The sequence below is a fragment of the Brevundimonas staleyi genome (assembly GCF_041893865.1).
In the GTDB taxonomy this organism is placed as follows: domain Bacteria; phylum Pseudomonadota; class Alphaproteobacteria; order Caulobacterales; family Caulobacteraceae; genus Brevundimonas; species Brevundimonas staleyi.
Window position 1 is genome coordinate 2,648,966 of sequence record NZ_CP169082.1, and the last position, 25,226, is coordinate 2,674,191.

At 68.8% G+C, this 25,226-nt stretch carries 27 protein-coding genes and 1 pseudogene; 10 read left to right on the top strand and 18 right to left on the bottom strand.

What is annotated here, in order from left to right; all coding sequences use genetic code 11:
• Positions 1-4: 4 nt before the first annotated feature.
• Together ACETK8_RS13545 and guaB are read right to left on the bottom strand one after the other, a co-directional pair.
• A complete protein-coding gene (locus tag ACETK8_RS13545) occupies positions 5-397 on the bottom strand; it encodes an MAPEG family protein (RefSeq protein ID WP_374036365.1) in 393 nt (130 codons plus the stop codon).
• 24 nt (positions 398-421) lie between these two features.
• Positions 422-1,876 carry an IMP dehydrogenase gene (gene guaB / locus ACETK8_RS13550; RefSeq protein WP_374036366.1) on the bottom strand — a complete coding sequence of 485 codons (1,455 nt, stop codon included), beginning with the start codon at positions 1,874-1,876 and terminating at the stop codon, positions 422-424.
• Between the two features lie 134 nt (positions 1,877-2,010).
• Between guaB and ACETK8_RS13555 the strand changes: the two genes are divergently transcribed.
• Positions 2,011-2,541: a DUF2061 domain-containing protein gene (locus ACETK8_RS13555; RefSeq protein ID WP_374036367.1), complete on the top strand. Its 531-nt coding sequence runs from the start codon at positions 2,011-2,013 to the stop codon at positions 2,539-2,541.
• A 48-nt stretch (positions 2,542-2,589) separates the two neighbouring features.
• Positions 2,590-4,140 (top strand): annotated as a pseudogene (locus ACETK8_RS13560) (cation:proton antiporter).
• Here ACETK8_RS13560 and ACETK8_RS13565 read toward each other — a convergent pair.
• The gene (locus tag ACETK8_RS13565) at positions 4,115-5,191 is read right to left on the bottom strand and encodes a DUF2332 domain-containing protein (RefSeq protein WP_374036368.1); all 1,077 of its coding nucleotides are present in this window, start codon (positions 5,189-5,191) and stop codon (positions 4,115-4,117) included. The pseudogene ACETK8_RS13560 and the gene ACETK8_RS13565 sit on opposite strands and share 26 nt — an antisense overlap.
• Positions 5,188-5,904: an RlmE family RNA methyltransferase gene (locus ACETK8_RS13570; RefSeq protein ID WP_374036369.1), complete on the bottom strand. Its 717-nt coding sequence runs from the start codon at positions 5,902-5,904 to the stop codon at positions 5,188-5,190. Before ACETK8_RS13570 ends, ACETK8_RS13565 begins: the two co-directional genes overlap by 4 nt.
• Positions 5,905-5,974: 70 nt before the next feature.
• Here ACETK8_RS13570 and ACETK8_RS13575 point away from each other — a divergent pair, with 70 nt between their 5' ends.
• The gene (locus ACETK8_RS13575; RefSeq protein WP_374036370.1) at positions 5,975-6,424 is read left to right on the top strand and encodes a peptidylprolyl isomerase; all 450 of its coding nucleotides are present in this window, start codon (positions 5,975-5,977) and stop codon (positions 6,422-6,424) included.
• 46 nt (positions 6,425-6,470) lie between these two features.
• Here the strand turns inward: ACETK8_RS13575 and ACETK8_RS13580 are convergent, their stop codons facing one another.
• The 3 genes from ACETK8_RS13580 to ACETK8_RS13590 all read right to left on the bottom strand — a co-directional run bounded on the left by ACETK8_RS13580 (position 6,471) and on the right by ACETK8_RS13590 (position 8,671).
• A complete protein-coding gene (locus tag ACETK8_RS13580; RefSeq protein ID WP_374036371.1) occupies positions 6,471-7,001 on the bottom strand; it encodes a hypothetical protein in 531 nt (176 codons plus the stop codon).
• A gap of 8 nt (positions 7,002-7,009) precedes the next feature.
• Positions 7,010-7,636: a methyltransferase family protein gene (locus ACETK8_RS13585; RefSeq protein WP_374036372.1), complete on the bottom strand. Its 627-nt coding sequence runs from the start codon at positions 7,634-7,636 to the stop codon at positions 7,010-7,012.
• Between the two features lie 63 nt (positions 7,637-7,699).
• Positions 7,700-8,671 (bottom strand): M28 family peptidase, encoded by a 972-nt coding sequence (locus ACETK8_RS13590; protein WP_374036373.1) that lies wholly within the window; start codon positions 8,669-8,671, stop codon positions 7,700-7,702.
• Between the two features lie 101 nt (positions 8,672-8,772).
• On the opposite strand from ACETK8_RS13590, the gene ligA reads away from it, so the two are divergent.
• Complete coding sequence (ligA, locus tag ACETK8_RS13595; protein ID WP_374036374.1) at positions 8,773-11,091, top strand: NAD-dependent DNA ligase LigA; 2,319 nt, start codon at positions 8,773-8,775, stop codon at positions 11,089-11,091.
• Here ligA and ACETK8_RS13600 read toward each other — a convergent pair.
• The gene (locus ACETK8_RS13600; protein WP_374036375.1) at positions 11,088-12,077 is read right to left on the bottom strand and encodes an aldo/keto reductase; all 990 of its coding nucleotides are present in this window, start codon (positions 12,075-12,077) and stop codon (positions 11,088-11,090) included. The genes ligA and ACETK8_RS13600 overlap by 4 nt on opposite strands.
• Before the next feature lie 168 nt (positions 12,078-12,245).
• Between ACETK8_RS13600 and ACETK8_RS13605 the strand changes: the two genes are divergently transcribed.
• The gene (locus ACETK8_RS13605) at positions 12,246-12,890 is read left to right on the top strand and encodes a hypothetical protein (RefSeq protein ID WP_374036376.1); all 645 of its coding nucleotides are present in this window, start codon (positions 12,246-12,248) and stop codon (positions 12,888-12,890) included.
• Positions 12,891-12,969: 79 nt separating this feature from the next.
• Here ACETK8_RS13605 and ACETK8_RS13610 read toward each other — a convergent pair whose 3' ends face one another.
• From ACETK8_RS13610 to ACETK8_RS13620, 3 genes are all read right to left on the bottom strand, one after another.
• On the bottom strand, positions 12,970-14,784 hold the full coding sequence (locus ACETK8_RS13610; protein WP_374036377.1) for an aminopeptidase P family protein: 1,815 nt from the start codon (positions 14,782-14,784) through the stop codon (positions 12,970-12,972).
• Between the two features lie 62 nt (positions 14,785-14,846).
• Positions 14,847-15,317, bottom strand: a complete 471-nt coding sequence (locus tag ACETK8_RS13615) for a hypothetical protein (protein WP_374036378.1) — start codon at positions 15,315-15,317, stop codon at positions 14,847-14,849.
• A 58-nt stretch (positions 15,318-15,375) separates the two neighbouring features.
• Positions 15,376-16,245 (bottom strand): 50S ribosomal protein L11 methyltransferase, encoded by an 870-nt coding sequence (locus ACETK8_RS13620; RefSeq protein WP_374036379.1) that lies wholly within the window; start codon positions 16,243-16,245, stop codon positions 15,376-15,378.
• A gap of 101 nt (positions 16,246-16,346) precedes the next feature.
• Between ACETK8_RS13620 and ACETK8_RS13625 the strand changes: the two genes are divergently transcribed.
• The gene (locus tag ACETK8_RS13625) at positions 16,347-17,018 is read left to right on the top strand and encodes a hypothetical protein (RefSeq protein ID WP_374036380.1); all 672 of its coding nucleotides are present in this window, start codon (positions 16,347-16,349) and stop codon (positions 17,016-17,018) included.
• Positions 17,019-17,092: 74 nt separating this feature from the next.
• Here ACETK8_RS13625 and ACETK8_RS13630 read toward each other — a convergent pair whose 3' ends face one another.
• From ACETK8_RS13630 to ACETK8_RS13640, 3 genes are all read right to left on the bottom strand, one after another.
• Positions 17,093-17,290 carry a DUF3126 family protein gene (locus tag ACETK8_RS13630; protein WP_374039405.1) on the bottom strand — a complete coding sequence of 66 codons (198 nt, stop codon included), beginning with the start codon at positions 17,288-17,290 and terminating at the stop codon, positions 17,093-17,095.
• A gap of 78 nt (positions 17,291-17,368) precedes the next feature.
• On the bottom strand, positions 17,369-18,190 hold the full coding sequence (gene cysE / locus ACETK8_RS13635; RefSeq protein WP_374036381.1) for a serine O-acetyltransferase: 822 nt from the start codon (positions 18,188-18,190) through the stop codon (positions 17,369-17,371).
• Between the two features lie 18 nt (positions 18,191-18,208).
• The gene (locus ACETK8_RS13640) at positions 18,209-18,859 is read right to left on the bottom strand and encodes an NUDIX domain-containing protein (RefSeq protein ID WP_374036382.1); all 651 of its coding nucleotides are present in this window, start codon (positions 18,857-18,859) and stop codon (positions 18,209-18,211) included.
• A 45-nt stretch (positions 18,860-18,904) separates the two neighbouring features.
• On the opposite strand from ACETK8_RS13640, the gene ACETK8_RS13645 reads away from it, so the two are divergent.
• Positions 18,905-19,513 carry a nitroreductase family protein gene (locus tag ACETK8_RS13645; RefSeq protein WP_374036383.1) on the top strand — a complete coding sequence of 203 codons (609 nt, stop codon included), beginning with the start codon at positions 18,905-18,907 and terminating at the stop codon, positions 19,511-19,513.
• A gap of 99 nt (positions 19,514-19,612) precedes the next feature.
• A complete protein-coding gene (locus ACETK8_RS13650; protein ID WP_374036384.1) occupies positions 19,613-19,837 on the top strand; it encodes a hypothetical protein in 225 nt (74 codons plus the stop codon).
• Here ACETK8_RS13650 and ACETK8_RS13655 read toward each other — a convergent pair.
• The 3 genes from ACETK8_RS13655 to ACETK8_RS13665 are packed head-to-tail and all read right to left on the bottom strand — an operon-like array spanning position 19,834 to position 22,285.
• Positions 19,834-20,553, bottom strand: a complete 720-nt coding sequence (locus tag ACETK8_RS13655; protein WP_374036385.1) for a class I SAM-dependent methyltransferase — start codon at positions 20,551-20,553, stop codon at positions 19,834-19,836. The two genes, ACETK8_RS13650 and ACETK8_RS13655, sit on opposite strands and share 4 nt — an antisense overlap.
• Complete coding sequence (locus ACETK8_RS13660) at positions 20,550-21,407, bottom strand: DUF817 domain-containing protein (protein ID WP_374036386.1); 858 nt, start codon at positions 21,405-21,407, stop codon at positions 20,550-20,552. The genes ACETK8_RS13655 and ACETK8_RS13660 overlap by 4 nt, the downstream gene beginning before the upstream one ends.
• Positions 21,404-22,285 carry an AraC family transcriptional regulator gene (locus ACETK8_RS13665; protein WP_374036387.1) on the bottom strand — a complete coding sequence of 294 codons (882 nt, stop codon included), beginning with the start codon at positions 22,283-22,285 and terminating at the stop codon, positions 21,404-21,406. Before ACETK8_RS13665 ends, ACETK8_RS13660 begins: the two co-directional genes overlap by 4 nt.
• A gap of 141 nt (positions 22,286-22,426) precedes the next feature.
• Between ACETK8_RS13665 and ACETK8_RS13670 the strand changes: the two genes are divergently transcribed.
• Both ACETK8_RS13670 and ACETK8_RS13675 read left to right on the top strand, forming a co-directional pair.
• Entirely contained in the window at positions 22,427-23,308 is an 882-nt protein-coding gene (locus ACETK8_RS13670) for an oxidoreductase (RefSeq protein WP_374036388.1), read from the top strand.
• Positions 23,309-23,391: 83 nt separating this feature from the next.
• Positions 23,392-24,771, top strand: a complete 1,380-nt coding sequence (locus ACETK8_RS13675) for an efflux RND transporter permease subunit (protein ID WP_374036389.1) — start codon at positions 23,392-23,394, stop codon at positions 24,769-24,771.
• Here ACETK8_RS13675 and queF read toward each other — a convergent pair.
• Positions 24,753-25,214, bottom strand: a complete 462-nt coding sequence (gene queF, locus ACETK8_RS13680; protein WP_374036390.1) for a preQ(1) synthase — start codon at positions 25,212-25,214, stop codon at positions 24,753-24,755. The two genes, ACETK8_RS13675 and queF, sit on opposite strands and share 19 nt — an antisense overlap.
• Between the last annotated feature and the right edge of the window lie 12 nt (positions 25,215-25,226).

Here is a 25,226-nt window from a genome sequence, read left to right on the forward strand (position 1 = left end):
GCTTTCAGATAAACAGGGCCGCGACGATCATCATGAGACCGGCGAGGGAGACGAGGAAGGCCAGGCTGCGCAGACCCGTGACGCCGAACGCGTACAGCGGCACGAAGGCGACGCGCGCCCAGAAGTAGAGGGTAGCGCCCCAGTAGGTCAGAAATCCGTCCTCGCCCGCCACATGGGCGACCAGGACGGCGCCAATGAACAGCGGCAGGGTCTCGTAGAGATTGGCCTGGGCGCGTTCCAGACGGCCGGTGACCGGGCCGGTGGGCGGCATGACCGTGTCGCGCGGCCCGGCGTTCCACTTCGCCCCGTACTGACGCGTCCGGCCGACGGCGGGCAGGAAGATCTGCACCACCGCCAGCAGGATCGTCAGAGCGACATAGGTCAGTTCCGGCGTCATGTTGAACATCCCCCTGCCCCGACCCTAGCCCTGCCGATAGTTCGGCGCCTCGCGCGTGATCATCACGTCGTGGACATGGCTTTCACGCAGGCCCGCGCCGGTGATCCGCACGAAGCGGGCGCGCTCCTGCAGCTCGGTGATCGTGCCGGCGCCGACGTATCCCATGGCGGCGCGCAGGCCGCCGACCATCTGGTGGATGACCGGCGAGATCGGGCCCTTGTAGGGGGTCTGACCCTCGATACCCTCGGGCACCAGTTTCTGGGTCTCGACCTCCTTCTGGAAGTAGCGGTCGGCGCTGCCCGCACCCATCGCCCCGACCGAGCCCATGCCGCGGTACGACTTGTAGCTGCGGCCCTGGTACAGGAAGACCTCGCCGGGGCTTTCGTCGGTGCCCGCGAACATCGAGCCCATCATGGCGACCGAGGCGCCGGCCGCGATGGCCTTGGCCAGGTCGCCCGAATATTTGATCCCGCCGTCGGCGATGACCGGAGCGCCGCTGTCACGCGCCGCGCGGGCGGCCTCCATGACGGCAGTCAGCTGCGGCACGCCCACACCCGCGACAATGCGGGTAGTGCAGATGGAGCCCGGGCCGATGCCGACCTTCACCGCATCGGCGCCCGCGTCGATCAGGGCCCGCGCGGCGTCATAGGTGGCGATGTTGCCGGCGACGATCTGCAGCCGGTTGTTCTCGCGCTTGATGCGCTCGACCACACGGGCGACCTGGGCCGAGTGGCCGTGGGCGGTGTCGATGACGACCACGTCGCAACCGGCGTCGGCCAGGGCCATGGCCCGCTCGTAGCCGGCGTCGCCGACCGTCGAGGCCGCGCCGACCAGCAGGCGGCCCTGCTCGTCCTTGGCCGCGTTCGGGAAGGCCTGGGCCTTCTCGATGTCCTTCATCGTGATCAGGCCGGTGGCGCGATAGTCCTCGTCCACCACGATGACGCGTTCGATCTTGCGGGTGCGCAGAAGCTCGCGCGCCTCTTCCTTGGACGCGCCCTCCCGCACCGTGACCAGATCGCCCGACGTCATCAGCTGGGCGGCCGTGTGGTTCGGATCGGTGTCGAACCGCATGTCGCGGTTGGTCAGAATGCCGACCAGCTTTCCGCCCGCGTCCACCACCGGGAAGCCGGAGATCTTGCGATTGGCCACGATCTGGCGAACCTCGCCCAGGGTCGTCTCCGGGCGGATCGTCACCGGGTTGATGACCATGCCGCTTTCGAACCGCTTCACCTCGCGGACCTGATCGGCCTGTTCCTGCACCGTCATGTTGCGGTGAAGGACGCCCAGACCACCGGCCTGCGCCATGGCGATCGCCAGGCGGCTTTCCGTCACCGTGTCCATGGCGGACGACAGCAGCGGGATGTTCAGTTTGATTTCGCGCGTCAGGCGGGTCGAGACGTCCGCGTCTGCGGGCATGATCTCGGACGGGCCGGGTTCGAGCAAAACATCGTCGAAGGTAAGGCCTTCGCGAATCTCCATGGGAGTCTCCGTTTTGCGGGCCGCCTATCCTCTTTCGCGGGTGCGAAGTCAACCGGTGCGAGGCGCACCGCCGGTCACGTAAGTTTTCAGCTCCACTTGAAACTTTCAGCCTGAGCTAACATTCTCTCTCGCAGATGGTCGCCGAACTCGCCCGATCCGTGCGGAGCCTCGCGCTCAAGATCGCCAGCTATGGCGTGATGCACCTGATCGTCGCCATGCTGGTGGCCTGGGTCATCACCCGCGACTGGCGCATGGCGCTGGCCATCGGCATGGTCGAGCCCTTCTTCCAGACCATCGCCTATTCGATCCACGACCGCGTCTGGCACCGGATCGAGCGTCGTCGTCGCGGTTCGGGCATCGAGGAGACGGCCGAGGCCGTCGGCGCCCGTCTGGACGTCATGGACGCCGAGGAACAGGCCCGCGCCCGCGCGCATCACGGCCACACGCACGGCCTGCCCTCGTTCAGGAAGATCGCCATCAAGACCCTGACCTATGGCGTCATGCATTTCTGCGTCGCCGTGGCGGTGGCCTTCGCCATCACCGGCGACCTGAAGACCGCCCTGACCGTCGGCATCGTCGAGCCCCTGGTGCAGATGGTCTTCTTCACCCTGCACGACCGCCTCTGGGCCTCTCGCGAAGCCCGCCGGGCCGCCCAGCCCGCCTGACAGACTGCGGCGGCTTGTCGCAGAGCGCGGGCGCTGTAGGCTCGCCCCATGCACGCCTTCGAAGCCCTGCTTCTGATCCTCGCCGGCGCGGTTCTGTTGTCGCTCCTGGCGCGGCGACTGAACTCCCCCTTCCCGCCCTTCCTCGCGCTGGGCGGTGCGGCTGTCGCCTTCCTGCCCCATGCGCCGGAGATCACGCTGGATCCGCAGCTGGTGTTGGCCCTGTTCGTGGCTCCGGTCCTGCTGGACTCGGCCTTCGACAGTTCGCCCAGGGACCTGAAGCGCAACATCGTCCCCATCACCTTCCTGACCGTCGTCGCTGTCGGGGTGACCGTCATCGCAGTCGCCCTGAGCGCCCGCGCCATGGAGCCGTCGATGGCCTGGCCGGTCGCTATCGCGCTGGGCGCCATCGTCGCCCCGCCGGATGCGGCGGCCGCCACGGCGGTGCTCCGCGCCGTCCCCGTGCCGCACAGGGTCCGGGTCGTGCTGGAGGGCGAGAGCCTGTTCAACGACGCCACCGCCCTTCTGACCTATCGCCTCGCCGTCCTGGCGGCGACCGCCGGGCTGGCTATGGGCTGAGCCCTGGTCGGAATGCTGATCTGGATGGCGGTCGGCAGCGTGGCGCTCGGCTTCGCCGCCGGATGGATCGCCAGCCGCGTCAACGGCCGGATCGAGGAGGCGCCCATGGCCATCCTGGTCCAGTTCACCGCCACCTTCGGCGTCTGGATTCTGGCCGAGCGGTTGCAGCTCTCGGCCATCATCACCGTGGTCGTCTACGGCCTCGTCGTCGCCCGGCTCAGCGCGCGGCGCACCCCGGCGGCCATCCGCGTGCCCTCCTATGCGGTGTGGGACACGGTCGTCTTCACCCTGAACGCCACGGCCTTCGCCATCGTAGGCCTGCAGATCGGCCCGATCTGGCGCGGGCTGGAGCCGGGCCAGCGCAGCGAATACGCCGTCTTCGCCCTGATCATCCTGGGCGTCGCGGTCGCCGCCCGCCTCGGCTGGGTCATGACCTACAATGTCGCGGCCAAGATCAAGAACACGACGCTCGGCGCCAATCCGCCCGGCGGCCAGTCGCCCCCGACGTTCAGGACGGGCCTGATCGTCGGCTGGTCCGGCATGCGCGGCGTGGTCAGCCTGGCCACCGCCTACGCCCTGCCCGCCGACTTCCCCCACCGCGACCTGATCCTCCTGGCCACCTTCGCCGTCGTGCTGGGGACGCTGGGCATCCAGGGTCTGACGCTCGGCCCGCTGATCCGTCTTCTGAAGGTCCGCGACGACGGCCAGCTCGGCGAAGAAATCCTGTTCGCGCGAAAGACCATCGCCGAGACCGCCCTGAACCACGTCGGCAAGAAAACCGGGCCGGTCGCCGAACGACTGCGCGGCGACTACACGGCGCGTCTGGAGGCCCTGAACGCCGCCTCGCCCGAGGACGGCCGCATCTTCAGCGATCAGGACCGACTGACGACCGGCGTGCTGGCGGCCAAGCGCGACGTGCTTCTGGACCTGCGCCTGTCCGGCCGGATCAGCGACGCGGCCTATTACCAACTCGAGGAAGAGTTGGACCGGATCGAACTCAGCCTGACGCCCTTGGTCCGCTGAACCACTCGTACCAGGCGCCGTGCGGGTGGCCTTTCGCCAAGGCCACATCCTCCCCGCCGGGCCAGGCCCGCAGGCGCAGCATCGGCGTGCGCACGAAGTCCGATTCTTCGGCCTCGAAGGTCAGCCAGGCCATCGGCGCGTCCTCGGTCGCCCTCGCCCCCGCCGCCTCGATCCGCGCCCGGACGCGCGCCTGAACCTCCGGCGGGAAATACTGGAAGGCGATGGTGTGCATCACCACGCGACAGACACCCGGCTCCGGCTCGACCGCCAGTTCCGCCTCCAGCCAGTCCGCCGCATCGCCTGTATCGATCCGCACCGGGGTCACGGCCGCGATCTCCAGCGCCGCCTCCAGCCGCGCCAGCCGCTCGCGCTGATCGGTCCAGACATAGGCGCTCAGGGTCTCGCGCGTCTTCGCGTCGGTCGGATCCAGCGGGTTCCGATCCACGCCCGCGCGCCGCACGACCCGCACCTCGGCCGCCGGTGGACTAACGCCCCGCCATTCCGGCGCCCGGCGCACGGCGGAGCCCGCCTCCCCCGCCTCCGTCTCGCCGAGCCGATAGGCGTAGCGGTCAAGCCGCGTATTCAGGCCCGCGCTGGCGCCGAGCTCATACAGGGCGAACGGCAGGCCGAACCGCTCGGCCAGCACCAGCAGCCCCGCCATCAGCCCGCCGGAGCGTCCGACCTCGTTGGTTTGGGGCGGGCCGTCGAGCCAAGGATTCAACTGTGTGTCGTTAGAAACGAGCGCTCCGCCCACGATCTCCCACAACGCATCGTCGTCTTCGGGCGCGACATTGGGCGGATAAACGGCGCTCACGGCCGCATCCGTGCCCGACCTCGCCAGCCCATGCAGTCCGCCCGCGAGCCTCAGCGGCAGGGCGTCGCCCTCGTGCGAGGGATTGCCCGGCCAGTCCAGCACTCGCCGCCCGATCGCCGACGATCGATCCAGCCGCTCTCCGATCAGACCGCAGACCCGCCCGGTGAACGGCGCGCCCGACGCGGTGCAGATAGCCGCCTGTTTGGCGAAGGCGGCGCGGACGTCGATCTCGCTCATCGCAGCTTGTTCAACGCGACCAGATAGACCTCCGACGAGCCCTTCCGGCTGGCTTCGGGCTTGACGTACTTCACGTCCTGGAAGTTGGCGCGGAGGTCCGCCAGCACGGTTCCGGCATCCCCGCCCTGGAAATTCTTCGTCACGAAATGCCCGCCGGGCCGCAGGGTCCGGATGGCGAAATCGGCCGCGATCTCGATCAGGGCGATGATCTTCAAGTGGTCCGTCTGGCGGTGCCCCACCGTGTTGTGGGCCATGTCGGAGATGACCAGATCGGGCGGCCCGCCCAAGAGGTCGATCAGTTGCTGATCCACGCCCGGATCGGTGAAATCCGCCTGCACCAGGGTCGAGCCCGGGATCGGCTCGATAGGAAGAAGGTCGACGCCCACCACCGCCGCCGCGCCGCGATTCACACAGACCTGGACCCAGCCGCCCGGCGCCGCGCCCAGGTCGATGACCTTGGAGCCCTTCTTCACCAGCCGGAACTTGTCGTCGATCTCGGCGAACTTGAACGCCGCCCGGCTGCGCCAGCCCTCGGCGCGCGCCTTCTCGGACCAGGGATCGGCCAGCTGGCGCTTGATCCACTGGATGGAGGACATCGACTTCTTGTCGGCCGTCTTGATCTGGGCGCCCATGCCGCGACCGGCCGCCGTGCCGCCGGTGGGCGGCTTGACCATTTTACGGCGTGCGGGTTCGGGCTTGTCGTCGTTACTCATCACCCTCACATAGCGCCGACGGCCCTCAGCGGCTATGACCCCCGCCAATCATCCGAACATGGAGCGCCAAATGGCCGATGAAACCCTGACCCTGACCCTCGACACCGGTGACGTGGTCATCAAGCTGCGCCCCGACCTGGCGCCCAAGCACGTCGAGCGCATCACTGAACTGGCCAAGGAAGGCTTCTATGACGGCGTGGTCTTCCACCGCGTGATCCCGGGCTTCATGGCCCAGGGCGGCGACCCGACCGGCACCGGCACCTCGGGCTCGTCCAAGCCGAACCTGAAGCAGGAATTCTCGGCCGAGCCGCACGTGCGCGGCGTCTGTTCGATGGCCCGCACGTCGAACCCCGACAGCGCCAACTCGCAGTTCTTCATCTGCTTCGACGACGCCACCTTCCTGGACCGCCAGTACACGGTCTGGGGCCAGGTCATCGAAGGCATGGAAAACGTCGACGCCCTGCCGAAGGGCGAACCGCCCCGCGCCCCGGGCAAGATCGTCAAGGCGACGGTCAACTAAGATCGGAACAGGGCGGCCTTCGCGGGCCGCCCTTTTTCTTTCCGGCTCAGTCGCCGCCGTACCAGTTCAGCTTCACGCCCGAGAAGCTGCGCCCGCCGATCCGGACCGACCCCGTCATCGTCGCCTCATCCGAGCCGCCGAGATTGCGCCGCGCCGTCGCAAGCGCGCCCTTGTCCAGCCTCAGGTCCACCGAGACCTCGCCGACGCCCGGCGCCGTCCCCTGCATCGACACCCGGCCGTCCGAGACCGAATAGCGCGTCGGCAGGACACGGAGGGTCTCTCCACCGCGCGTCAGCTCCACCATGACGGGGGCGAAGGTCGTGCTGCGTCGTCCCGCCTCCCAGGCCTCGAACTCCTGCGTCTGACCCACGAAGACCTGGGCTAGGGTCAGATCGCCCGCGCTGACGCCGGACGCCCGGTAGTAGCCGGAGATGTCGTCGGAATGGCTGTGGGCGAAGGCGCTTGCAGCAGGCCTCGCGGCGTCCCCGCCCGGCTCGGCGGGACGCGACGGCGCGTTGACGAACTCGCAGGCCGCCAGCGACAGACCGACCGCCGCAAGCAAGCCGACGGTCTTCAACGCCGTCCTCAAGGCAGTTTCACCAGAACCGGCAACCAGCCGGCCGCCTGGGCCCAGTCCACGCCCTCGAAGATCGGCACGGCCAAAAAGAAGACGAGGCCGTCGCGCAGGGTGGTCAGGAAGAACTGCGGTCGGACATTGAGCTCCGGCTCGTCGCGCCATTTGGAGAAGTCCGGACCCAGACGCGGGGTGCGGGCGCGGTAATCGTCATAGGCGGCGCCGAACTGGTTCGACAGCCAGGCTTCTTCCCGTTTGATGGTGAAGTGGAAGACCAGCAGGGCGATGGCCACGAACAGCAGGGCCAGGGTCAGGCTGCCGGTCTGGGCGCCCACGCCGAAGGCTCCGACATAGCTGAACAGATACAGGGGATTGCGGCTGATCGAATAGGGGCCGGTGGAGACGATCTCGGCCTTCTTGCGTCCGCCGATGTAGAGGGAACACCAGGCCCGCCCGACAATGCTGATGACCACGGCGCCGAGACCGAACGATTCCATCGCCTCGTGGAAATGCCCCTCGCCCCACCAGGTCGTTGTGACGAAGGCCAGGGCCACCGCCGCCAGAAGCGCCAGACCCAGCGCCCATTTGCGAATCTTCTGGACCCGTTGCAGGTCGAAATTGCTCGTCGAAACCGTCATCGCACTCCCCGTGTCATCGACAGGGAAGCGCCCGGATTGCGGTCAAGGCAAGGCCTGATTTTCCTAGCGGTCCAGAGCCTGATCCAGCGCGCGGAACGACTGGTAGGACAGCTCCACCGCGCTCTGGAACACTGACGGCGTGATCCGCTCGAAGTCGTCCGTCGCCCGGTGATAGTCGGGGTGGTAGTTCACGCCCAGATAGAGGAAGGGCACATTGGCGGCGAAGAAGGCGCCCTGGTCCGAGGCCTCGACCCAGTTGTCCGCGCCGGTGTCCTGAGGCGTGTCCTTGCCGAAGGCCAGGGCCACCGCCCCGTTCGCCGGGATGGTCGCCAGGATCGGGCGGAAGGTCGGGTGCTGATAGGTGCCCGTGACCCAAAGCTTCCCGTCGGTCTCGGCCCGCGAGATCATGTCGAAGTTCAGGTTCATGGCGATGGACGCCAGAGGCACCGGCGGCGCCTGGACGAAATGCTTGGCGCCCAGAAGACCCCGCTCCTCCCCGTCGAAGCCGACGAAGATGACGCTGTGCTCGGGCTTGGCCGCCATCAGCCGCGCCGCGATTTCCAGCATGGTCGCAACGCCGGACGCATTGTCGTCCGCGCCGTTGAAGACCTGGCCGCCGTTGATGCCGACGTGGTCGTAGTGGGCCGTGACGACGATGTAGCGGTCCGGAACCCGCGTGCCCTCGATCAGGCCCAGGATGTTCGTGCCGTTGAAGGTCTTCGGCCCCTCGCGCGTGCGGCCCTGCGCCTGGAACGGCTGCAGACGGCCCATGGGCGGGGCGCCGACGCCGATGGCCTCCAGACGCGACACGATGTAGTTGCGCGCCCGCTCGCCGCCGGGAGCCCCGGTGTCGCGGCCCTCCATGTCGTCCGCCGACAGGATGCGCAGGTCGTCCATCAGTTGGGCGTAGTCGGCGGAGGGCGCCGCCGGGGCTTCGGCCTCGGCCTGCGCCGGCGGCTCGCTCGTGGTGCCGCAGGCGGACAGGGCCAGGACGGCGACGGAGGCCAGGGCGGCGGAACGGGCGAAGCGGATCATGGAGGACTCTCTCGATGCGTCCCTCCCGAATAGCGGCAGCAGCGCGGGCCGTCCCTTTAAATTACCGTCATGCCCGCCCGGCCTCATGCTAGATCGCACCCATGGCCGAACCCTCCATCGAATCCCTCAGCGAAGCCGAAGCGGCGGACGAACTGGCCCGGCTGGCCGCCGAAATGGCCCGCCACGACGCCCTCTACGCCGAGGCCGCGCCGGAGATCACCGACGCAGACTATGACGCCCTGCGCGCCCGCAACCTGGCCATCGAGACGCGTTTCCCGGCCCTGGTCCGCGAGGATTCGCCGTCGCGGAAGGTCGGCGCCCCGGTCTCCAGCCAGTTCGCCGAGGTGCGCCACGGCGTACCGATGTTGTCGCTGGACAACGCCTTCGACGACGGCGACGTCACCGACTTCGTCGCCCGCATCCGCCGCTTCCTGAACCTGCCCGCCGACGAACGGATCGCCTTCGTCGCCGAGCCCAAGATCGACGGTCTTTCCGCCAACATCCGCTACGAGAACGGCGTGCTCGTTCAGGGCGCCACGCGCGGCGACGGACGTGCGGGCGAGGACATCACGGCGAACCTGAAAACGCTGAAAGACATCCCGCAGAAGCTCTCCGGGTCCGGCTGGCCCGCCCTGATCGAGGTGCGCGGAGAGGTCTATGCCCCCAACGAGGAGTTCGCCGCCTTCAACGCCGAGGCCGAAGCGGCGGGCCGCCGCACCTACGCCAACCCCCGGAACTTCGCCGCCGGATCGTTGCGCCAGATCGACCCGAGCGTGACGGCGGGGCGGCCCTTACGCTTCTTCGCCTACGCCTGGGGCGAGAGCTCCGAGCCGTTCGCGGAGACGCAAGGACAGGCTCTGGAGAAATTCAACGCCTGGGGCTTCCCGGTCAATCCGCGTTCGACCCGCGTCGAGGGCGCCGAGGGGCTGGTCGGCATCTATCACGGCCTCGAAACCGACCGCGCCGGGCTCGGCTATGACATCGACGGCGTGGTCTACAAGGTCGACCGGCTGGACTGGCAGAGCCGTCTCGGCTTCGTCTCGCGCAGCCCCCGCTGGGCCATCGCCCACAAATTCCCGGCGCAGCAGGCGACCACGGTGCTGGAAGGCATCGACATCCAGGTCGGCCGCACCGGCTCCCTGACCCCCGTCGCCCGCCTCGCGCCCGTCACGGTCGGCGGCGTCGTCGTCCGCAACGCCACACTGCACAACGAGGACGAGATTGCGCGCAAGGACGTGCGCATCGGCGACACCGTCGTCCTGCAACGCGCCGGCGACGTGATCCCCCAGATCGTCTCGGTGGTGGCCGACAAACGCCCCGCCGACGCCATGCCCTACCTCTTCCCGACCCACTGCCCGGTCTGCGGCTCCGAGGCCGTGCGGCCCGAGGGCGAGGTGCGGCGGCGCTGCACCGGCGGCCTGATCTGCGCCGCCCAACTGGTCGAACGGCTCAAGCATTTCGTCAGCCGCCGCGCCTTCGACATCGAGGGTCTGGGCGAGAAACAGCTGATCGCCTTCCATGAGCGCGGCTGGATCCATGAGCCCGCCGACATCTTCCGTTTGGCCCGCGACACGGAGAAGCTCGACGACCTGCGCGCCGAGGACGGCTACGGCGAGACGAGCGTGAAGAACCTCGTCGCCGGCATCGACGCCCGCAGGACCATCGCGTTGGAGCGCCTGCTGTTCGGCCTCGGCATCCGCGACATCGGCGACCAGACCTCGCTGCTGCTCGCCCGCCATTTCGGCGACTGGAAGGCCTTCCACGCCGCCGCGCTGGAGGCCGCCTCCGGCATCCCCTCCCCCGAATGGACCCAGCTTGCCGAGGGCCACGGCGTCTCGGCCCGGACCCTGTCGGTCATGGCCGCCGCCGAGCTGTCATCTGACGATCCCTGGCCTGAGGCGCCGCTGGACCAGAAGCTGGCCTTCGCCTTCCCCGGCGTCGCCGCGCCCGCCCGCCGGGCTCTCGCGGAACTGACCACCGACTGGCCCAGCATCCTCGAACTGGCCCGCATCGCGCGTGAGGACGGCCCCTCGGCGACGCTGGGCGAGATCGCCGGCATCTCGGGCGTCGGCCCGGTCGCCGCCCGCGCGGTCGCCGAGTTCTTCCACGAGCCGCATAACCAGACCGTCGTCACGAACCTGATCGACCAGCTCGACGTCATCGAGGACGCCGAACGCCCGAAGTCCGACACGCAGGTCGCCGGCAAGACCGTCGTCTTCACCGGCGCGCTGGAACGCTTCACCCGCGACGAGGCCAAGGCCCGCGCCGAAAGCCTGGGCGCCAAGGTTTCCGGCTCGGTGTCGAAGAAGACCGACTATCTGGTCGCCGGTCCGGGCGCCGGCTCCAAGCTGGCCGACGCCCAGAAACACGGCGTCGCCGTGCTGACCGAGGATGAGTGGTTGGCCCTGATCGGTGGCTAGCGGTTCAGCGCGCTCTGGGCCGCCGGGGCGTAGCGGTGGCCGGAGGCGGCGTTCTTGGGGAAGACCGCCTCGATCGCCTCGACGTCCTCGGCCGTCAAGGTGATGTCCGTCGCCGCCGCGTTCTGCTCCAGGGTCGCGATCCGGCGCGTGCCGGGGATCGGGACCAGATGGTCGCCCTGCGCCAGCACCCAGGCCAGGGCCAGCTGGGCGGCGGTCACACCCCGGTCGTGAGCGATGGCCTTCACCGCCTCGACCAGGTCCAGGTTCTTCTGGAAATTCTCGCCCATGAAGCGCGGGTTGGTGCGGCGGAAATCGCCCTCCTCCAGATCGTCGATCGACTTGATGTCGCCCGACAGGAAGCCGCGCCCCAGGGGGCTGTAGGGTACGAAGCCGATGCCGAGCTCGCGCACGGTGGCCAGGATCTCGTCCTCCGGCTCGCGCGACCACAGCGAATATTCGGTCTGGAGCGCCGTGATCGGATGGGTCGCGTGGGCCTTGCGGATGGTCGCCGGCGCCGCCTCGGACAGGCCCAGGAAGCGGACCTTGCCCTCCTTCACCAGCTCGGCCATCGCCCCGACCGTCTCCTCGATCGGCGTGTCCGGATCGACGCGGTGCAGGTAGTAGAGATCGACATGGTCCATACCGAGGCGCGTCAGACTGCCCTCGATGGCGCGGCGGACATTGGCGGGCGAGCCGTCGACCTTCAGGGCCGTGCGGTCCGCGTTCCAGCCTATGCCGAACTTGGTGGCGACGAAGGCCTTGTCGCGGCGGTCGGCCAGGGCCTTGCCGACCTGGATCTCGTTGGTGTGCGGGCCGTACATCTCGGCCGTGTCGAAGAAGGTGACGCCCAGATCCAGTGCGCGGTGGATCACCGCCGTCGCCTGGGCCTCGTCGGACGGCGTGCCGTAGAAGGACGCCATCCCCATGCACCCCAGGCCGATGGCCGAAACTTCAGGACCGTTCGGTCCGAGACGACGGGTCTTCATAGGCGCTCTCCTTGGGTGGGTAAGACCAGAACGTCGGCGCCGCACAGTCGATCCGCAAGGCCGCCCAGGTCGAGTGTCGATGGCGTACATTTTTAGGAGACCGGCGGTCGTCGGTGCTGGACTTCGGTGCGAGCCGATGGCTTTTTAACGCGCTGTCCGGGGGGAAGAATGAAGATCGCAGTCAAGAGCAGCTGGGCCAGCGCGGCCGCCGCCATTGTGTTCGCCCTGGGTCTGGGGTCGCCCGCCCATGCGGAGTACACCTTCTCCGTTCAGCAGGTTGGACCCGACGTGGTCGTTACAGGCAGCGGGACGCTCAACACAACAGCCCTGACGATGCCAGGCGCGCAAACCGCCTTCGGCGCAAACGGCGCGATGACGTCAGTGTCGGTGATCACTGGAGCTTGTGGCGGCGCCGTAGCCGTCCGACAATTCACGGGCATGACAGGTCCGACTTCGTTACCGGTCTCGACAACGACGTTGGGCTCGAGCGGGTCCGGGGACTGCGTTGCGTTCACAACCGTTCTCAATGGTGGTCCCTCCGTATGGATTCCATCGGCCTGGACTCCGGGCGACCCCTTTTCCTCCACGAACACCTTTTCAGGTCAGACCCTGGCCTCGATGGGCCTCACGCCTGGCACCTACGTCTGGAGCTGGGGTTCCGGGCCCACGGCCGACCGCTACATCCTGCGGATCGGCCCACCGCCGGTTCCGACGATGGGAGAGTGGTCGTTGATCGCCCTCGCCTCCCTGCTCGCGGCATCTGGCCTGTTCGCGGCGGCCATGCAGGCCAGGCGCCGGCGGACGATGATCTGACCGATCCGCCGGTGATCCACGTCTCAGGCCGGCCTGCCTCGTCTTGCGACGGCGGCGGGCCAGCGGCCGGTCAGGTGGTCTAGGCCGCCAACGGCGCGCACTGCGCCTCCAGCCAGGCCTGCGCCTCGCCGTCCATCAACGGGCCGACCTTGGTCCAGGTCTCGGCGTGATAGGCGTCGACATAGGCGCGCTCGGCCTCGGTCAGCAGGTCGACGTCGATCAGTTTCCGGTCCAGCGGGGCGAAGGTCAGTTGCTCGAAGCCGTGCATCGGACGCTCGCCGCCGGGGATGGGCTCGGGGGCCGTGACGACCTGAAGCGTCTCGATGCGGATGCCCCAGTGGCCTTCGCGGTAGTAGCCGGGCTCGTTGGACAGGATCATGCCGGTCAGGAGGGGCTGGGTGTTCACCGCCTTGGCGATCCGCTGCGGCCCTTCGTGGACGCCCAGATAGGAGCCGACGCCATGGCCTGTGCCGTGGTCGTAGTCGAAGCCCGCCATCCACATCGGGGCGCGGGCCAAGGCGTCCAGCTGGTGCCCGCTCGTCCCGACCGGGAAGCGGATCACGGCCATGGCGATGTGCGCCTTCAGCACCAGGGTGAACATGCGGCGCTGGTCGGCGGAGGGTTCGCCGATGGCCATGGTGCGGGTGACGTCGGTGGTGCCGTCCAGATACTGGCCGCCGCCGTCCACCAGCAGCAGGGAGCCCGGCTCCATCTTGCGGATCGTGCGGGTGACGGGCTTGTAGTGCGGCAGGGCGGCGTTCGGCCCGATCCCGGCGATGGTGTCGAAGCTGAGGTCCTTCAGCGCCCCGGTCTCCTCGCGGAACCGCTCCAGCGCCTCGACCACGCCGCGCTCGTCGGGCAGTTCGACCTGGGCCGTCGTGTCCACCCAGTGCAGGAACCGCGCGAGGGCCGCGCCGTCGCGAATATGGGCCTGACGCGAACCCTCGATCTCGACCGGGTTCTTGGCCGCACGGGGGATGGCGCAGGGATCCATGCCGCGCACCACGGTCGCCCCGACCAACTCCAGCCGGTCGAAATACCAGGCCGACGATTGCGCCGGGTCGACCAGGACCTTGAAGCCCTTCATCCCCTCCAGCGCCTGTCCCAACTCGCCGGGGTTCATCAGGGTGACGTCGTCGCCGAGCCAGCCCGGCAGTTCGTTGGTCACCTTGGCCGGGTCGAGGAACAGCATGGCCGTCCCGTTGGCCGCGACGATGGCCTGGGCCAGCGGCAGGGGCGAACGGATCACGTCGCCGCCGCGCACATTGAACAGCCAGGCGATCGACGACGGCGCGGTCAGGACGACGGCGTCGGCCCCGGCGGCGGCGACCGCCTCCCCGATCCGCTTGCGCTTGGCGGCGCTGCTTTCGCCCGCATAGCGATCTTCGTGCGGCACGACGGGCGCGCTGGGCTGGGCCGGGCGTTCGGCCCAGGCTGCGTCCACGGGGTTGTTGTCGATGGGCTTGAGACTCGCCCCGGCCTTGGCCGCAGCCCGCTTCAGGGTCGCCAGCGCGTCGGGGCTGTGCAGGCGGGGGTCGTAGCCGATGACGGCGCCCTTCGGGGCCTTCTCGAGGTAGGCGGGCACCCCGCCCTCGACGAGATCGAGGATCTCGAACTGGCCGGCGTCGACCTGGGCCCGGACCTGAACGGTGTAGCGACCGTCGGCGAACACCGCCGCCCTGTCTTTCAGCACCACACCCGCGCCCGCCGAGCCGGTGAAGCCGGTCAGCCAGGCCAGCCGGTCGTTGGCGGCGGGCAGATATTCGTTTTGATGCTCGTCCTCGTGCGGGACCAGGAAGCCATCCAGCCTCTGCTCCGCCATCGCGGCGCGCACGAGCGGAAGGTGTTTGGCCCCGAAGGCCGGCGAGGTGGTTTCATCGAAGGACTGGCGCATGCCGCACGCAATAGCGCCCCCTCCCGCTCATGGGGAAGGGGCGAACGTGCGGATCGACCGGATCAGTTCTGCGGCGTCGTGCTTGTGATGGTCGCCGAACCCGTCGGGGCCGGCTCCGGCGCGGCCGGGACGGTCAGGACGACGGGCGGCGGGGTCCGGGCGGCGGCGCGAGCGGCTTCGGCGCGCGCCTCGCTGGCGACACGGGCGGCGTCGGCCTGGGCGCGGGCGGCGTCCATGCGGGCGATGTCGACGCTCTGTTGGGCGCCGGCGATCTGGCTCTGGACCACGGCCTGATCGGCGCGGGCCTGAGCCGCGACGGCCTCAGCCTGGGCCTGGGCCAATTGGGCTTCGGTCTCGTCGTTGCGGCCGCCGGTGGTCAGGATCCACAGGACGGCGATCAGGACGGCGGCCGCCAGTCCGCCCGCGATCCACCAGCCGGTGCTGGATTCACGGCGGACGATGACGGTCTCGGTATAGACGGGCTCCCGCACGATGCGATCGGTCGGCGGGATGGCGTTGGGGTCGTAGGCCACGGCGGTTCCTCCAGTATCAGCCGGAGAAACGGCGCCGCTTGACCCGGGTTCCGTAAGGCTAAGCCATCCGCCTCAGCACCAGGGCGCTCCAGGCGTCGCGATGGATCCGCCGCTCCAGACGGAAGCCGCGCGACAGATAGGCCGCTGTCACGCGCCGCTCCTGCGTCCGCAGAAGGCCCGACAGGATCGCGACCCCGCCGATGCGGAGCGACATCTTGATGTCCTGCGACAAGGCAACCAGCGGCGGGGCCAGGATGTTGGCGAACACCAGATCGTAGGGAGCCCCCGCCCGTACCTTGATGTCGTTCAGACCCGAGGCGTGGACGAAGCGCGCATTGGCGTGGTTCAGCTTGGCGTTCTCGTTGGCGATCCGCACTGAGGGCTCGTCGATGTCGGTGCCGATGGCCAGGCTGGATCCGGTTCGCGCCGCCGCGATGGCCAAGACGCCCGTGCCGCAGCCGACGTCCAGCACCCGGTCGAACCGCTCACGCTTCAGAAGCTCGTCATAGGCGATCAGACAGCCCACGGTCGTGCCGTGGTGCCCGGTGCCGAAGGCGGCGCCGGCGTCGATCTTCAGGTTCACGCGGTTCGGCGGCACCCGCCCCTGATCGTGGGCACCATAGACGAAGAACCGCCCGGCCTCGACCGGCGGCAGGCCGGACAGCGACATGGCCAGCCAGTCGGCGTCGGCCAGGGCCTCTACCTTCACGGTCACGTCCGGATGTTGCGCCAGGCGCTTGGTGAGGATGTCGACCTCGTCCTGAGACGTCGGGAAGGCGTCGATGCGCCAGATGCCCCGATCCTCGTCTTCCTCGAGAATCGAATAGGTCGCGCCCTCTAGCAGCACATCGGAATCGATGTCCGCGGCGGCGGCTTCAGCGGCGGCGCGCGGGCCGCGTGCGATTATCTGTACGGGATTGTGGGACATTTGTTCAAACGCCGGTATCATTGCGAATCGATACTATTGAGTTTGCGCCCGTGCTCTCCCGCACTGGTCGCGATCGTTCCAACCGAGGGGTCGGGGAATACATGGCCAAGTCACCGTCTACTGCGTCGCCCAAGGCGCCTGCCGCTTCCAAGCCTAAACCGGCCGCGAAGTCGACCGCGAAAACCACGAAGCCCGCCGCCGCCGCGAAGCCGGCCGCCGCCAAACCCGCCGCTGCGAAGCCGGCTCCGGCCGCCAAGGCTCCCGTGAAGGCCGCTGCGAAGCCCGCCGCCAAGCCGGCCGCGAAGGCTCCGGCCGCCAAGGCTGCCGCGCCGAAGACCACGGTCAAGGCTGCCGCTCCGAAGGCCGCAGCAAAAGCTCCGGCCAAGACCGCTGCCGCGAAACCCGCCGCCAAGCCGGCCGCCCCCAAGGCTGCTGCGAAAGCCCCGGCCGCGAAGGCTGCACCGAAGGCGGCCGCAAAGCCCGCCGCCAAGACCGCCGCTCCGAAGGCCGCCGCGAAGGCGCCGGCTGCCAAGGCTGCTCCGGCCGCCAAGCCGGCTGCCGCCGCCGCACCGGCCGCGAAGCCCGCCGCTGCTCCGGCCCCGTCGCCAAAGCCTGCTGTCGCCGCCGCCCCGGCTCCGGCTCCGGCTCCGAAGCCCGCCGTCACGGCCGCTCCGGCCGCCGCTGCTCCGGCGCCCGCCGCCAAACCGGCCGCTCCGGCTCCGAAGAAGGGCTTCTTCGACAAGCTGGCCGACGCCATCTTCGGCAAGCGCTGAAACCAGCGGCCTGAAACGACAAACGCCGGGCGGTTCGCACCGCCCGGCGTTTTTGTTTGCGCGATCCAACCGGATCAGGCGGCGGGCAGGTCTTCCGCCAGGATGGCCATTTCGAACATGAAGCTGCCGTCCTCGTCCTCGTCATCGAAGACGACGCCGATGAACTCGTCGCCGACATAGACCTCGGCCGAGTCGGTCACCTTCGGACGCGGCTTAACGACGATGCCGCCCGTGTTGAAGGTGCGCTTCAGGTGCGTCTCGATGCGCTTCATGTCTTCGTTGGTCACGGGTAGCCTCGGTGGTCTGGATTGAAGGCGCGGAACCTAAAGGGGCAGCCTCGCCATGAAAAGCTAGATCACGAAATCATACACGATGTCGGCCAGGGTATGGTCCATCGTTCGCGCCGGCGCCGCGTCCGTCGGACAGTTGACCAGCCGCGCCGGAACGCCCGCCACGGTGCAGCCCGCCGGCACCGGCTTCAGCACCACCGAGCCTGAGGCCACCTTGGCGTAGTCGCCGACGACGATATTGCCCAGCACCTTGGCCCCGGCGCCCAGAAGCACGCCCTTGCCGATCTTCGGATGGCGGTCGCCGCGTTCGGCGCCCGTGCCGCCCAGGGTCACGCCGTGAAGCATCGACACCTCGTCGCCGACCACCGCCGTCTCGCCGATGACGATGCCCGTGCCGTGGTCCAGGAACAGGCCCGAGCCCAGCTTGGCGCCCGGATGGATGTCGATCTGGAACAGCTCCGAAATCCGGCTCTGGAAGTGGAAGGCCAGGGTCTCGCGTCCTTGGGTCCACAGCCAGTGGGCCACCCGCGACGCCTGCAAGGCCTGGAAGCCCTTGAAGTAGAGGAATGGCTGCAACAGCGTCTTGATCGCCGGATCTCGCTCGGCCACGGCCTGGAGGTCGGCTTCCGCCGCCGCCACGATCGACGGGTCCGACCAGAAGGCGAAGGCGCAGACCTCGCGCACGCTCATCTGGGCCAGTTCGGCATCGCCGATCTTCCTCGCGATCTGGAAACTCAACGCATTCGCTAGGTCGTTGTGCGACAGGATGGTCGCGTTCATCAGCGAACCCAGATGCGGCTCCCCGCGTGCCGCCTCCTCCGCCGAGGCGCGCAGCTGGCTCCAGACACCGTCCTTGGACGCGACGACTTCAAGCTTGGGCATGACCGGCTCCATGCGTCATCATACCCGGGTCAGCATGGCGTGCGCCAGCCAGCCCGGGATCAGCGACTCCCTAGCCATATGGTAGGCCCTGAGGGCTGTAACCACCGTAAACGTGTCGCGCACCGCGCCCCGGTCGATCTCCGCCATCAGGGTCCGGAACGGCACGCGGACCAGTTCGATCACCTCGGTGGGGTCCGGGTCTTTTTCGACCTCGCTCAGATCCCAGGCCAGCCAGGCGATCGCCCGTTCGTCGGTGATGGAGTTGGACATCTCCATCCGCAGCACTTCGCGCCAGGATTTGGCGACCAGCCCCGCCTCCTCGGCCAGTTCCCGCTTCACCCCTTCCAGCGGGTCCTCGTCATAGGGCGCCCCGCCCTCCGGCATCTCCCAGGAGTAGTTGGCCAGGGCGAACCGCGCCTGTCCGACCAGGGTCACCGTTCCGTCCGCATGGACCGGCAGGACGCCGACGGACAGGTTCTTGGGCCGCATCACGACATAGGTCGCCTCCGCCCCCGTCGGCGCGGTCGCCGGATGGGAGGTCAGTCGCATCCACGGGTTCTCGAAGGTCGTCGTCTCCCCATCGCTCTTCCAGCGCGGGCGCGCGGGCGGATTGGGGTCCCAGACGGGCAGCGGCCGGTCGGCGTCGAAGTCGTCGCGTGAATCGCTCATGGGCGGCATATGGCGCCGCAGGGGTCGAACGCCTAGCTACGGCGTATGACCCTGCCTCCTCCCGTCGCCCTCGGCGCCCCCCTGCCCTCGCCCACGCCGTCGCAGGAGATGCTGACCCGGCTGGCCGTGCGCCGCTCCGCTCCGGCGCAAGGGTTGGCCGCGCCCGGCCCCGACACGGCCCAGATCACGAACATCCTGACCCTCGCCGCCCGGTCACCGGACCACGGCAAGCTGACCCCCTGGCGGTTCGTCGTCCTCGGCTCCGTCACCCGCGCCGAGATCGCCGAGAAGCTCGCCGCCATGGCCGTGGCTAAGAGCCTGCCGTCCAAGGCCACGGCTGTCCTCGCCAAACTGACCGCCGCCCCGACGACGGTCCTAGTCGTCTCGACCGCCCGTCCCGCCTCCAAGCCTGTGTGGGAACAGGAGCTTTCGGCCGGCGCGGTCTGCATGAACCTGGAGCACGCGGCCGGGGCCCATGGCTTCGCCTCCAGCTGGATCACCGACTGGTACAGCTTCGACGCCGAGGCCGCGGCCCTGTTCGGCGTTACGGAGGACGAAAAGGTCGCCGGTTTCATCCATCTGGGGACGCCGGTGGACCCCCTGCTGGAGCGCGACCGTCCCGACATCGCGGCCCTGACCACCACCCTGCCCTGAGCCTGCGCCCCTTTTTCCCGAACAACGCTATGGACAGTACGTCTTCTGGTGGTGTTGATTTCGCGAGACGGGCCAAATGCCCCACAGGGAGCCGCAACGATGAAGCGTCTGGTCGTACTGTCCGCCGCCTTGACCGCTCTGGCGAGCCTGGGCGCCTGCGCCAAGCCGACGATTTCCCTGGCCGAGTTCCACGCCCGCAGCGGCCGCGTGCCGATGAGCACGTCCCTTCGCAACGACGTCCTGCCCTGCGCGGCCGATACCAGCCCGATCGCGGATCCCCGGTTCGGGCGGAGCATGCCCTATGTGCGCGGCCAGACCTGCTAGGCCTCGGGCTTCGCCCACTCCATCAGCATGAACCAGGGCGCGCGGTCGTAGTGCGCCTGTCGGACCGGGTCGCCGCCATGGGCGCGCGGCTCGTCGAAATGCGTGAGGGTCAGCCCCTGCTCCAGTAACAGGGTCATGTAGGTCGATAGCGGCCGGTGCCAGTTCTGGATGCGGATGCCCTTCCAGGCGATCCAGCCGACCTTCTCCTCCAGATAATGGTCCATCGCATGGGCGCGGCGCCCGTCCGGCAGGGTCGTCCAGCCCATATCGTTGGCGTCGGCGGCGGAGTTGTAGGCCGCCAGATTGGCGATCAGCAGCCGTCCGCCGGGCTTGAGAACCCGCGCCATCTCCCCGATGGCCGTCCGCACGTCCGGAATGTCGATCAGCGACAGATAGCTGACCACCAGATCGAAGGCTTCGTCCGCGAAGCTCAGAGCCTCGGCCTTCTCGACCCGATAGTCGCTGTCGGCGTCCAGCGACCGCGCATGGTCGATCAGGGCCGCCGTCGGGTCGATGCCGGCCACGGCCATGCCCTCCGCCTTCAGCATCCGGCAGAATCGCCCCTCGCCGCAGCCGACGTCGAGCGCGCACCCATACGGCCTCGACCGCACCCGCTCCATCATCGGAGCGTCCATGACCCAGCGCCGTCCGAAGTCGCCCTCCTCGCCCTGCGACGCGATCCAGGCCTCGGCCGACACATCCCAACCGTCGCTCATCGCGGCTCCTCCTCCGGGCGATGGACCAGGGCGACCATCACCACCGAAATGATCATCAACAGGAACCAGCTGCCCAGCTTGGCCAGCGACACCATCTCCCACCCATGCTCCTGTCCCGGATAGGCCCAGGCCCGACCGAGCGTTCCCAGGTTCTCCGCGAACCAGATGAACAGGGCGACCAGGAAATAGCCCAGCAACAGGGGCATCTTCAGCCGCGTCCGGTTCGCCGTGAACCAGAACCAGCCTCGCCCGAACAACAGGGCCGTCGCCACGAACAGGGCCAGCCGAATGTCCGGCAGCCAGTGGTGGGAGAAGAAGTTCACATAGATCGCCGCCGCCAGCACCCAGGTCGTCCAGATCGGCGGATAGCCGCGCACCCGGATGTGGAAAATCCGCTGCACCCGCGCGATGTAGGACCCCACCGCCGCATACATGAAGCCCGAGAACAGGGGCACGGCCCCGATCCGCAGCACCGAGTCCTCCGGATAGACCCACGACCCGTGCGCCGTCTTGAACAGTTCCATGATCGTCCCGGCGATGTGAAACAGCAGGATCACCCGCGCCTCGGCCCAGGTCTCCAGCTTCAACCCCAGCATCAGGGCCTGAAGGATCACCGCCCCGACGACCAGGAAGTCGTAGCGCGACACCGGCGCCCCGTCCGGCCAGAACAGGAAGGTCACCAGGATCAGACCCAGCATCGCCCCGCCGAACAGGCAGGCGTAGGCCTGTTTGATCCCGAACATCAGGAAGGCGAAGGCGAACCGGCTCCACGTCGCCCGGTCGGCCCAGACCTGAAGCCCTTCGAGCCAGGCCCGACCGCGAACCTCCCAGGGCAGCCTGCGCGTCTCGCTCAAAGCACGGCCGCCTGCATGGGTTCGGCGCGCAATCGCTCCAGATCGCGTCCCGGCGGGCGGCCGAACTGGCGGCTGTATTCGCGGCTGAACTGGCTGGGGCTGTCGTAGCCGACGGCGAAACCGACGCCCGCGATGTCGTGACCGTCGGACAGCAGGCGATTGCGCGCCTCCTGTAGCCGGACCTGCTTCTGGTATTGCAGCGGGCTCATGGAGGTCACGGCCTTGAAATGGCGGTGCAGGCTGGTCTCGCTCATCCCCGCCAGTTCGGCCAGGTCCTCGATCCGCACCGGCTCGGCATAGCGTTCGCGCAGCTGGCGGATGACGCGCTGGATGCGCCCCAACCGTCCGTCCTTAGATCCGATCTGGCGCATCATCGCGCCGTTCTCTCCGGCCAGCAGTCGCCAGACGATCTCGCGTCGGATCATGGGGGCCAGCACCGCCGCGTCGCCCGGCCGGTCCAACAGTCCGATCAGCCGCCCGACCGCATCCACCAGACCCTCGTCCATCCGACTGACCATGAGACCCGGCCCCGCCGTGTCGTCCGGCGCCCCGCCGGCCTCCAGCATCAGTTCGGAGATCATCGCCGGATCCAGCGCGACCCCAACCGCCGCATAAGGCGCCTCCAGCACCTGCCCGCTAACCGGCAGATCGGCAGAGACCACCAGATAGTCGCCCGCGTGATAGTCGAAGGTCCGGCTGCCCAGCGTAGTCCGCTTGGCGCCCGACAGGATCACGCACAGCATGGGCTCATAGACGATCTGCTGCGCCGGAGTGATGGCGTCGGCGGTGATCAGCAGCGCATCCGGCCCGCCCAATGTCATGGCGGTCGGCCCGGCGTGGCGGCGGATGACGTCGGCGAGTTCGTGCAAGCGATCCATGGCCGCACTCAACGCTCGCAACGCCGTTCGCGCAAGCGCAACCGGCCGGATGGCAGGATCATGCAAGAGACTGGCGGCATCGATCTACGCTCCACAGGCCCGGCGGGTGCATGAAGACGGCCTCAGCAGAGGAGACTTCCCATGACCACCGCCCCCCGCACCTGGTTCATCACCGGCGCCACCCGCGGCCTCGGCGTCGCCATCGCCCGCGCCGCCCTGGACGCCGGCGATAACGTCGTCGTCACCGGTCGCAAGCGCGCCGACCTGACCGCCGAATACGGCGAGGATTCCGATCGGCTCCTGTCGCTGGCGCTGGACGTTTCGGACCTCGACGCCGCTCAGCCCGCCGTGGACGCGGCCCTCGCCCGCTTCGGCCGCATCGACGTCCTGGTGAACAACGCCGGCTACGGCCACCTCGGCATGTTCGAGGAATCGACCATCGCCGACGTCCAGACCCAGTACGACACCAATGTGTTCGGCCTGATGCAGGTCACCCGCGCCGTCCTGCCCGCCATGCGCGCCCAGCGCTCGGGTCGCATCTTCAACGTCGCCTCGGTCGGCGGCATCGTCGGCGGCGCCAGCGGCACCCTATACTGCGCCTCGAAATTCGCTGTGGAGGGCTTCTCGGAGAGTCTGGCCGGAGAAGTCGCGACCTTCGGCATCCAGGTGACCATCGTCGAACCGGGCTTCTTCCGCACCGACTTCCTGGCCCCGACCTCGGTCAAACACGGCACCACGCCGATCGCGGACTATGCCGAGGCGGCCGAGGCCCTGAAGAGCTTCTACGACGCGCGCAGCCACAATCAGGCGGGCGACCCCGACCGTCTGGCCCAGGGCCTTCTCACCTTGATCACGGCTCCGAAACAACCGATGCGTTGGGCCGCCGGCTCCGACGCCTTGCGTAACATCCAGGGCAAGATCGACAGCCTCCAGGCCGATCTGGACGCCTGGCGCGACCTGACCCTGTCGACCGATGGCGACTTCGAGTTCCGCGAGGAACCGACCGCCGGCGCCTGGGGCTGACTTCACGACACGCGGCGAAGGGTCGCCCTTCGCCGCTTGGACGCCCGTTCGACGCACGGCCGAACCGTGCTCAGGCATCCGACATGCTTCGCCTGATGCGACAGTTGATGAGCCGGATGGGCTTGACCGGGGCCGTGGTGTTGGCGCTCGCCTTCGCCACGCCCGCCTTCGCGTCCCACGCCTGCGCCACGGAGGCCTGCGCCCCCGCCGGCCGGACCTCCATCGACGCACCGGCCGAGGCCGGCGAAGCCTGCCCCGACTGCGGCCCGGCCTGCGCCAACGGGTGCTGCCATGCCCAGCATGCGGCGACCGCGCCGGATCTGTCCGTCCCCGCCGCCCAGTTGATGAACCGCCCCGCCCCCGAACCCGCCCATGCGGAAGAGGGCCATGAAGAGGGCGCAGCCGAAACGCCCCTCGTCGCCCTATCGCCAGATGACGCCACCGCGGCCGGGGTCACGGTCGTCGCCCTGCAACGGGGCGGACAGGTCATCCGCGTCTCCGACGTGGCCACGGTCGAGATCGGCCGCGCCCCGCGCCTGGGCTCGGCCAGCGCCGACGGTCGCGAGACCGTGGTCGGCGCCGCCCTGATGCTTCAGGGCGAGAACTCCCGCGAGGTCGCCCATCGCGTCGGCCAGCGACTGGAGGAGATCCAGTCCAGCCTGCCGCCCGGCGTCGCGCTGCGCCCCGAACTGGACCGCACCGACCTCGTCGAGGCGACCATCAAGACGGTGGAGCACAACCTGGCCCTCGGCGCCCTTCTGGTCATCGCGGTGCTGTTCTTCGCCCTCGGCAATATGCGGGCGGCGGTGATCACGGCCCTGGTGATCGAGAACACCCTGCGCCCCCTCGGCATCGCCCGGCACGAACAGGGTCGCCCCCTGACCGTCGCGGAACGCCTCAGTATCGCCGCCGCCTCGAAGCACTGGCCCAACCCCGGCGAACCCAAGGCCGCCGTCGTCGAGCGGATGGAGCAGAACCTCTCGACCCTCTTGGGCAACAACTACGAGTTCACCCAGCCGATCGAGATGCGGTTCAACGAGCTAATCGCCGGGGTCCGCCGCTCCGACGTGGCGGTCATGATCTACGGCGACGACTTCGCCGCCATGTCGCGCACGGCCGCCGAGGTCGCCGGCGTCCTGAACGGCATCGAAGGGGCCGCCGACGTCCGCGTCGAACAGGTCTCGGGCCAGCCGACCATCACCGCCACCGTCGACCGCACCGCTGCGGCGGCGCAATGGGTCCACGCCTCGGACGCGGCCGACGCCCTGGCCGGTCGGTCTGCCGGTCAGGTCAACGAAGGCGACCGGCGTTTCGACGTCGTCGTCCGTCTTGGCGACCCGTTCCGCGACGACCCGGCCATCATGGAACAGCTGCCCGTCATGCCTGAGAATGCCGAGGCCGGCGCCCCGACCGTGCCCTCGTGGACCGGAAACGCTAAGCGCGATCAGCCCCGCCCGCGATAGGTCGGCACGCCCTGGTCGGGCAGCCACAGGCCTTCGGGGGCGGAGCCCGTCTGCCAAAAGACGTCGATCGGGATGCCGCCGCGCGGATACCAGTAGCCGCCGATCCTCAGCCACTTCGGCTGCAGCAGATCGGCGATCCGCTTGCCGATGGCCACGGTGCAGTCCTCGTGGAAGGCGCCGTGGTTGCGGAAGCTGGTCAGGTAGATCTTCAGCGACTTGGATTCGACCAGCCACTCGCCCGGCGCATAGTCGATGACGATGTGGGCGAAGTCCGGTTGACCCGTCACCGGGCACAGGCTCGTGAACTCCGGCGCCGTGAAACGGGCCAGATACAGGGTGTCGTTATGCGGATTGGGTACCCGCTCCAGCACCGCCTCTTCGGGCGTGGTCGGCTGGACGGTGTGCTGGCCGAGCTGGCTCAGGCCTGAGGTGTCGGTGGTCATGCGGGCGCTTTA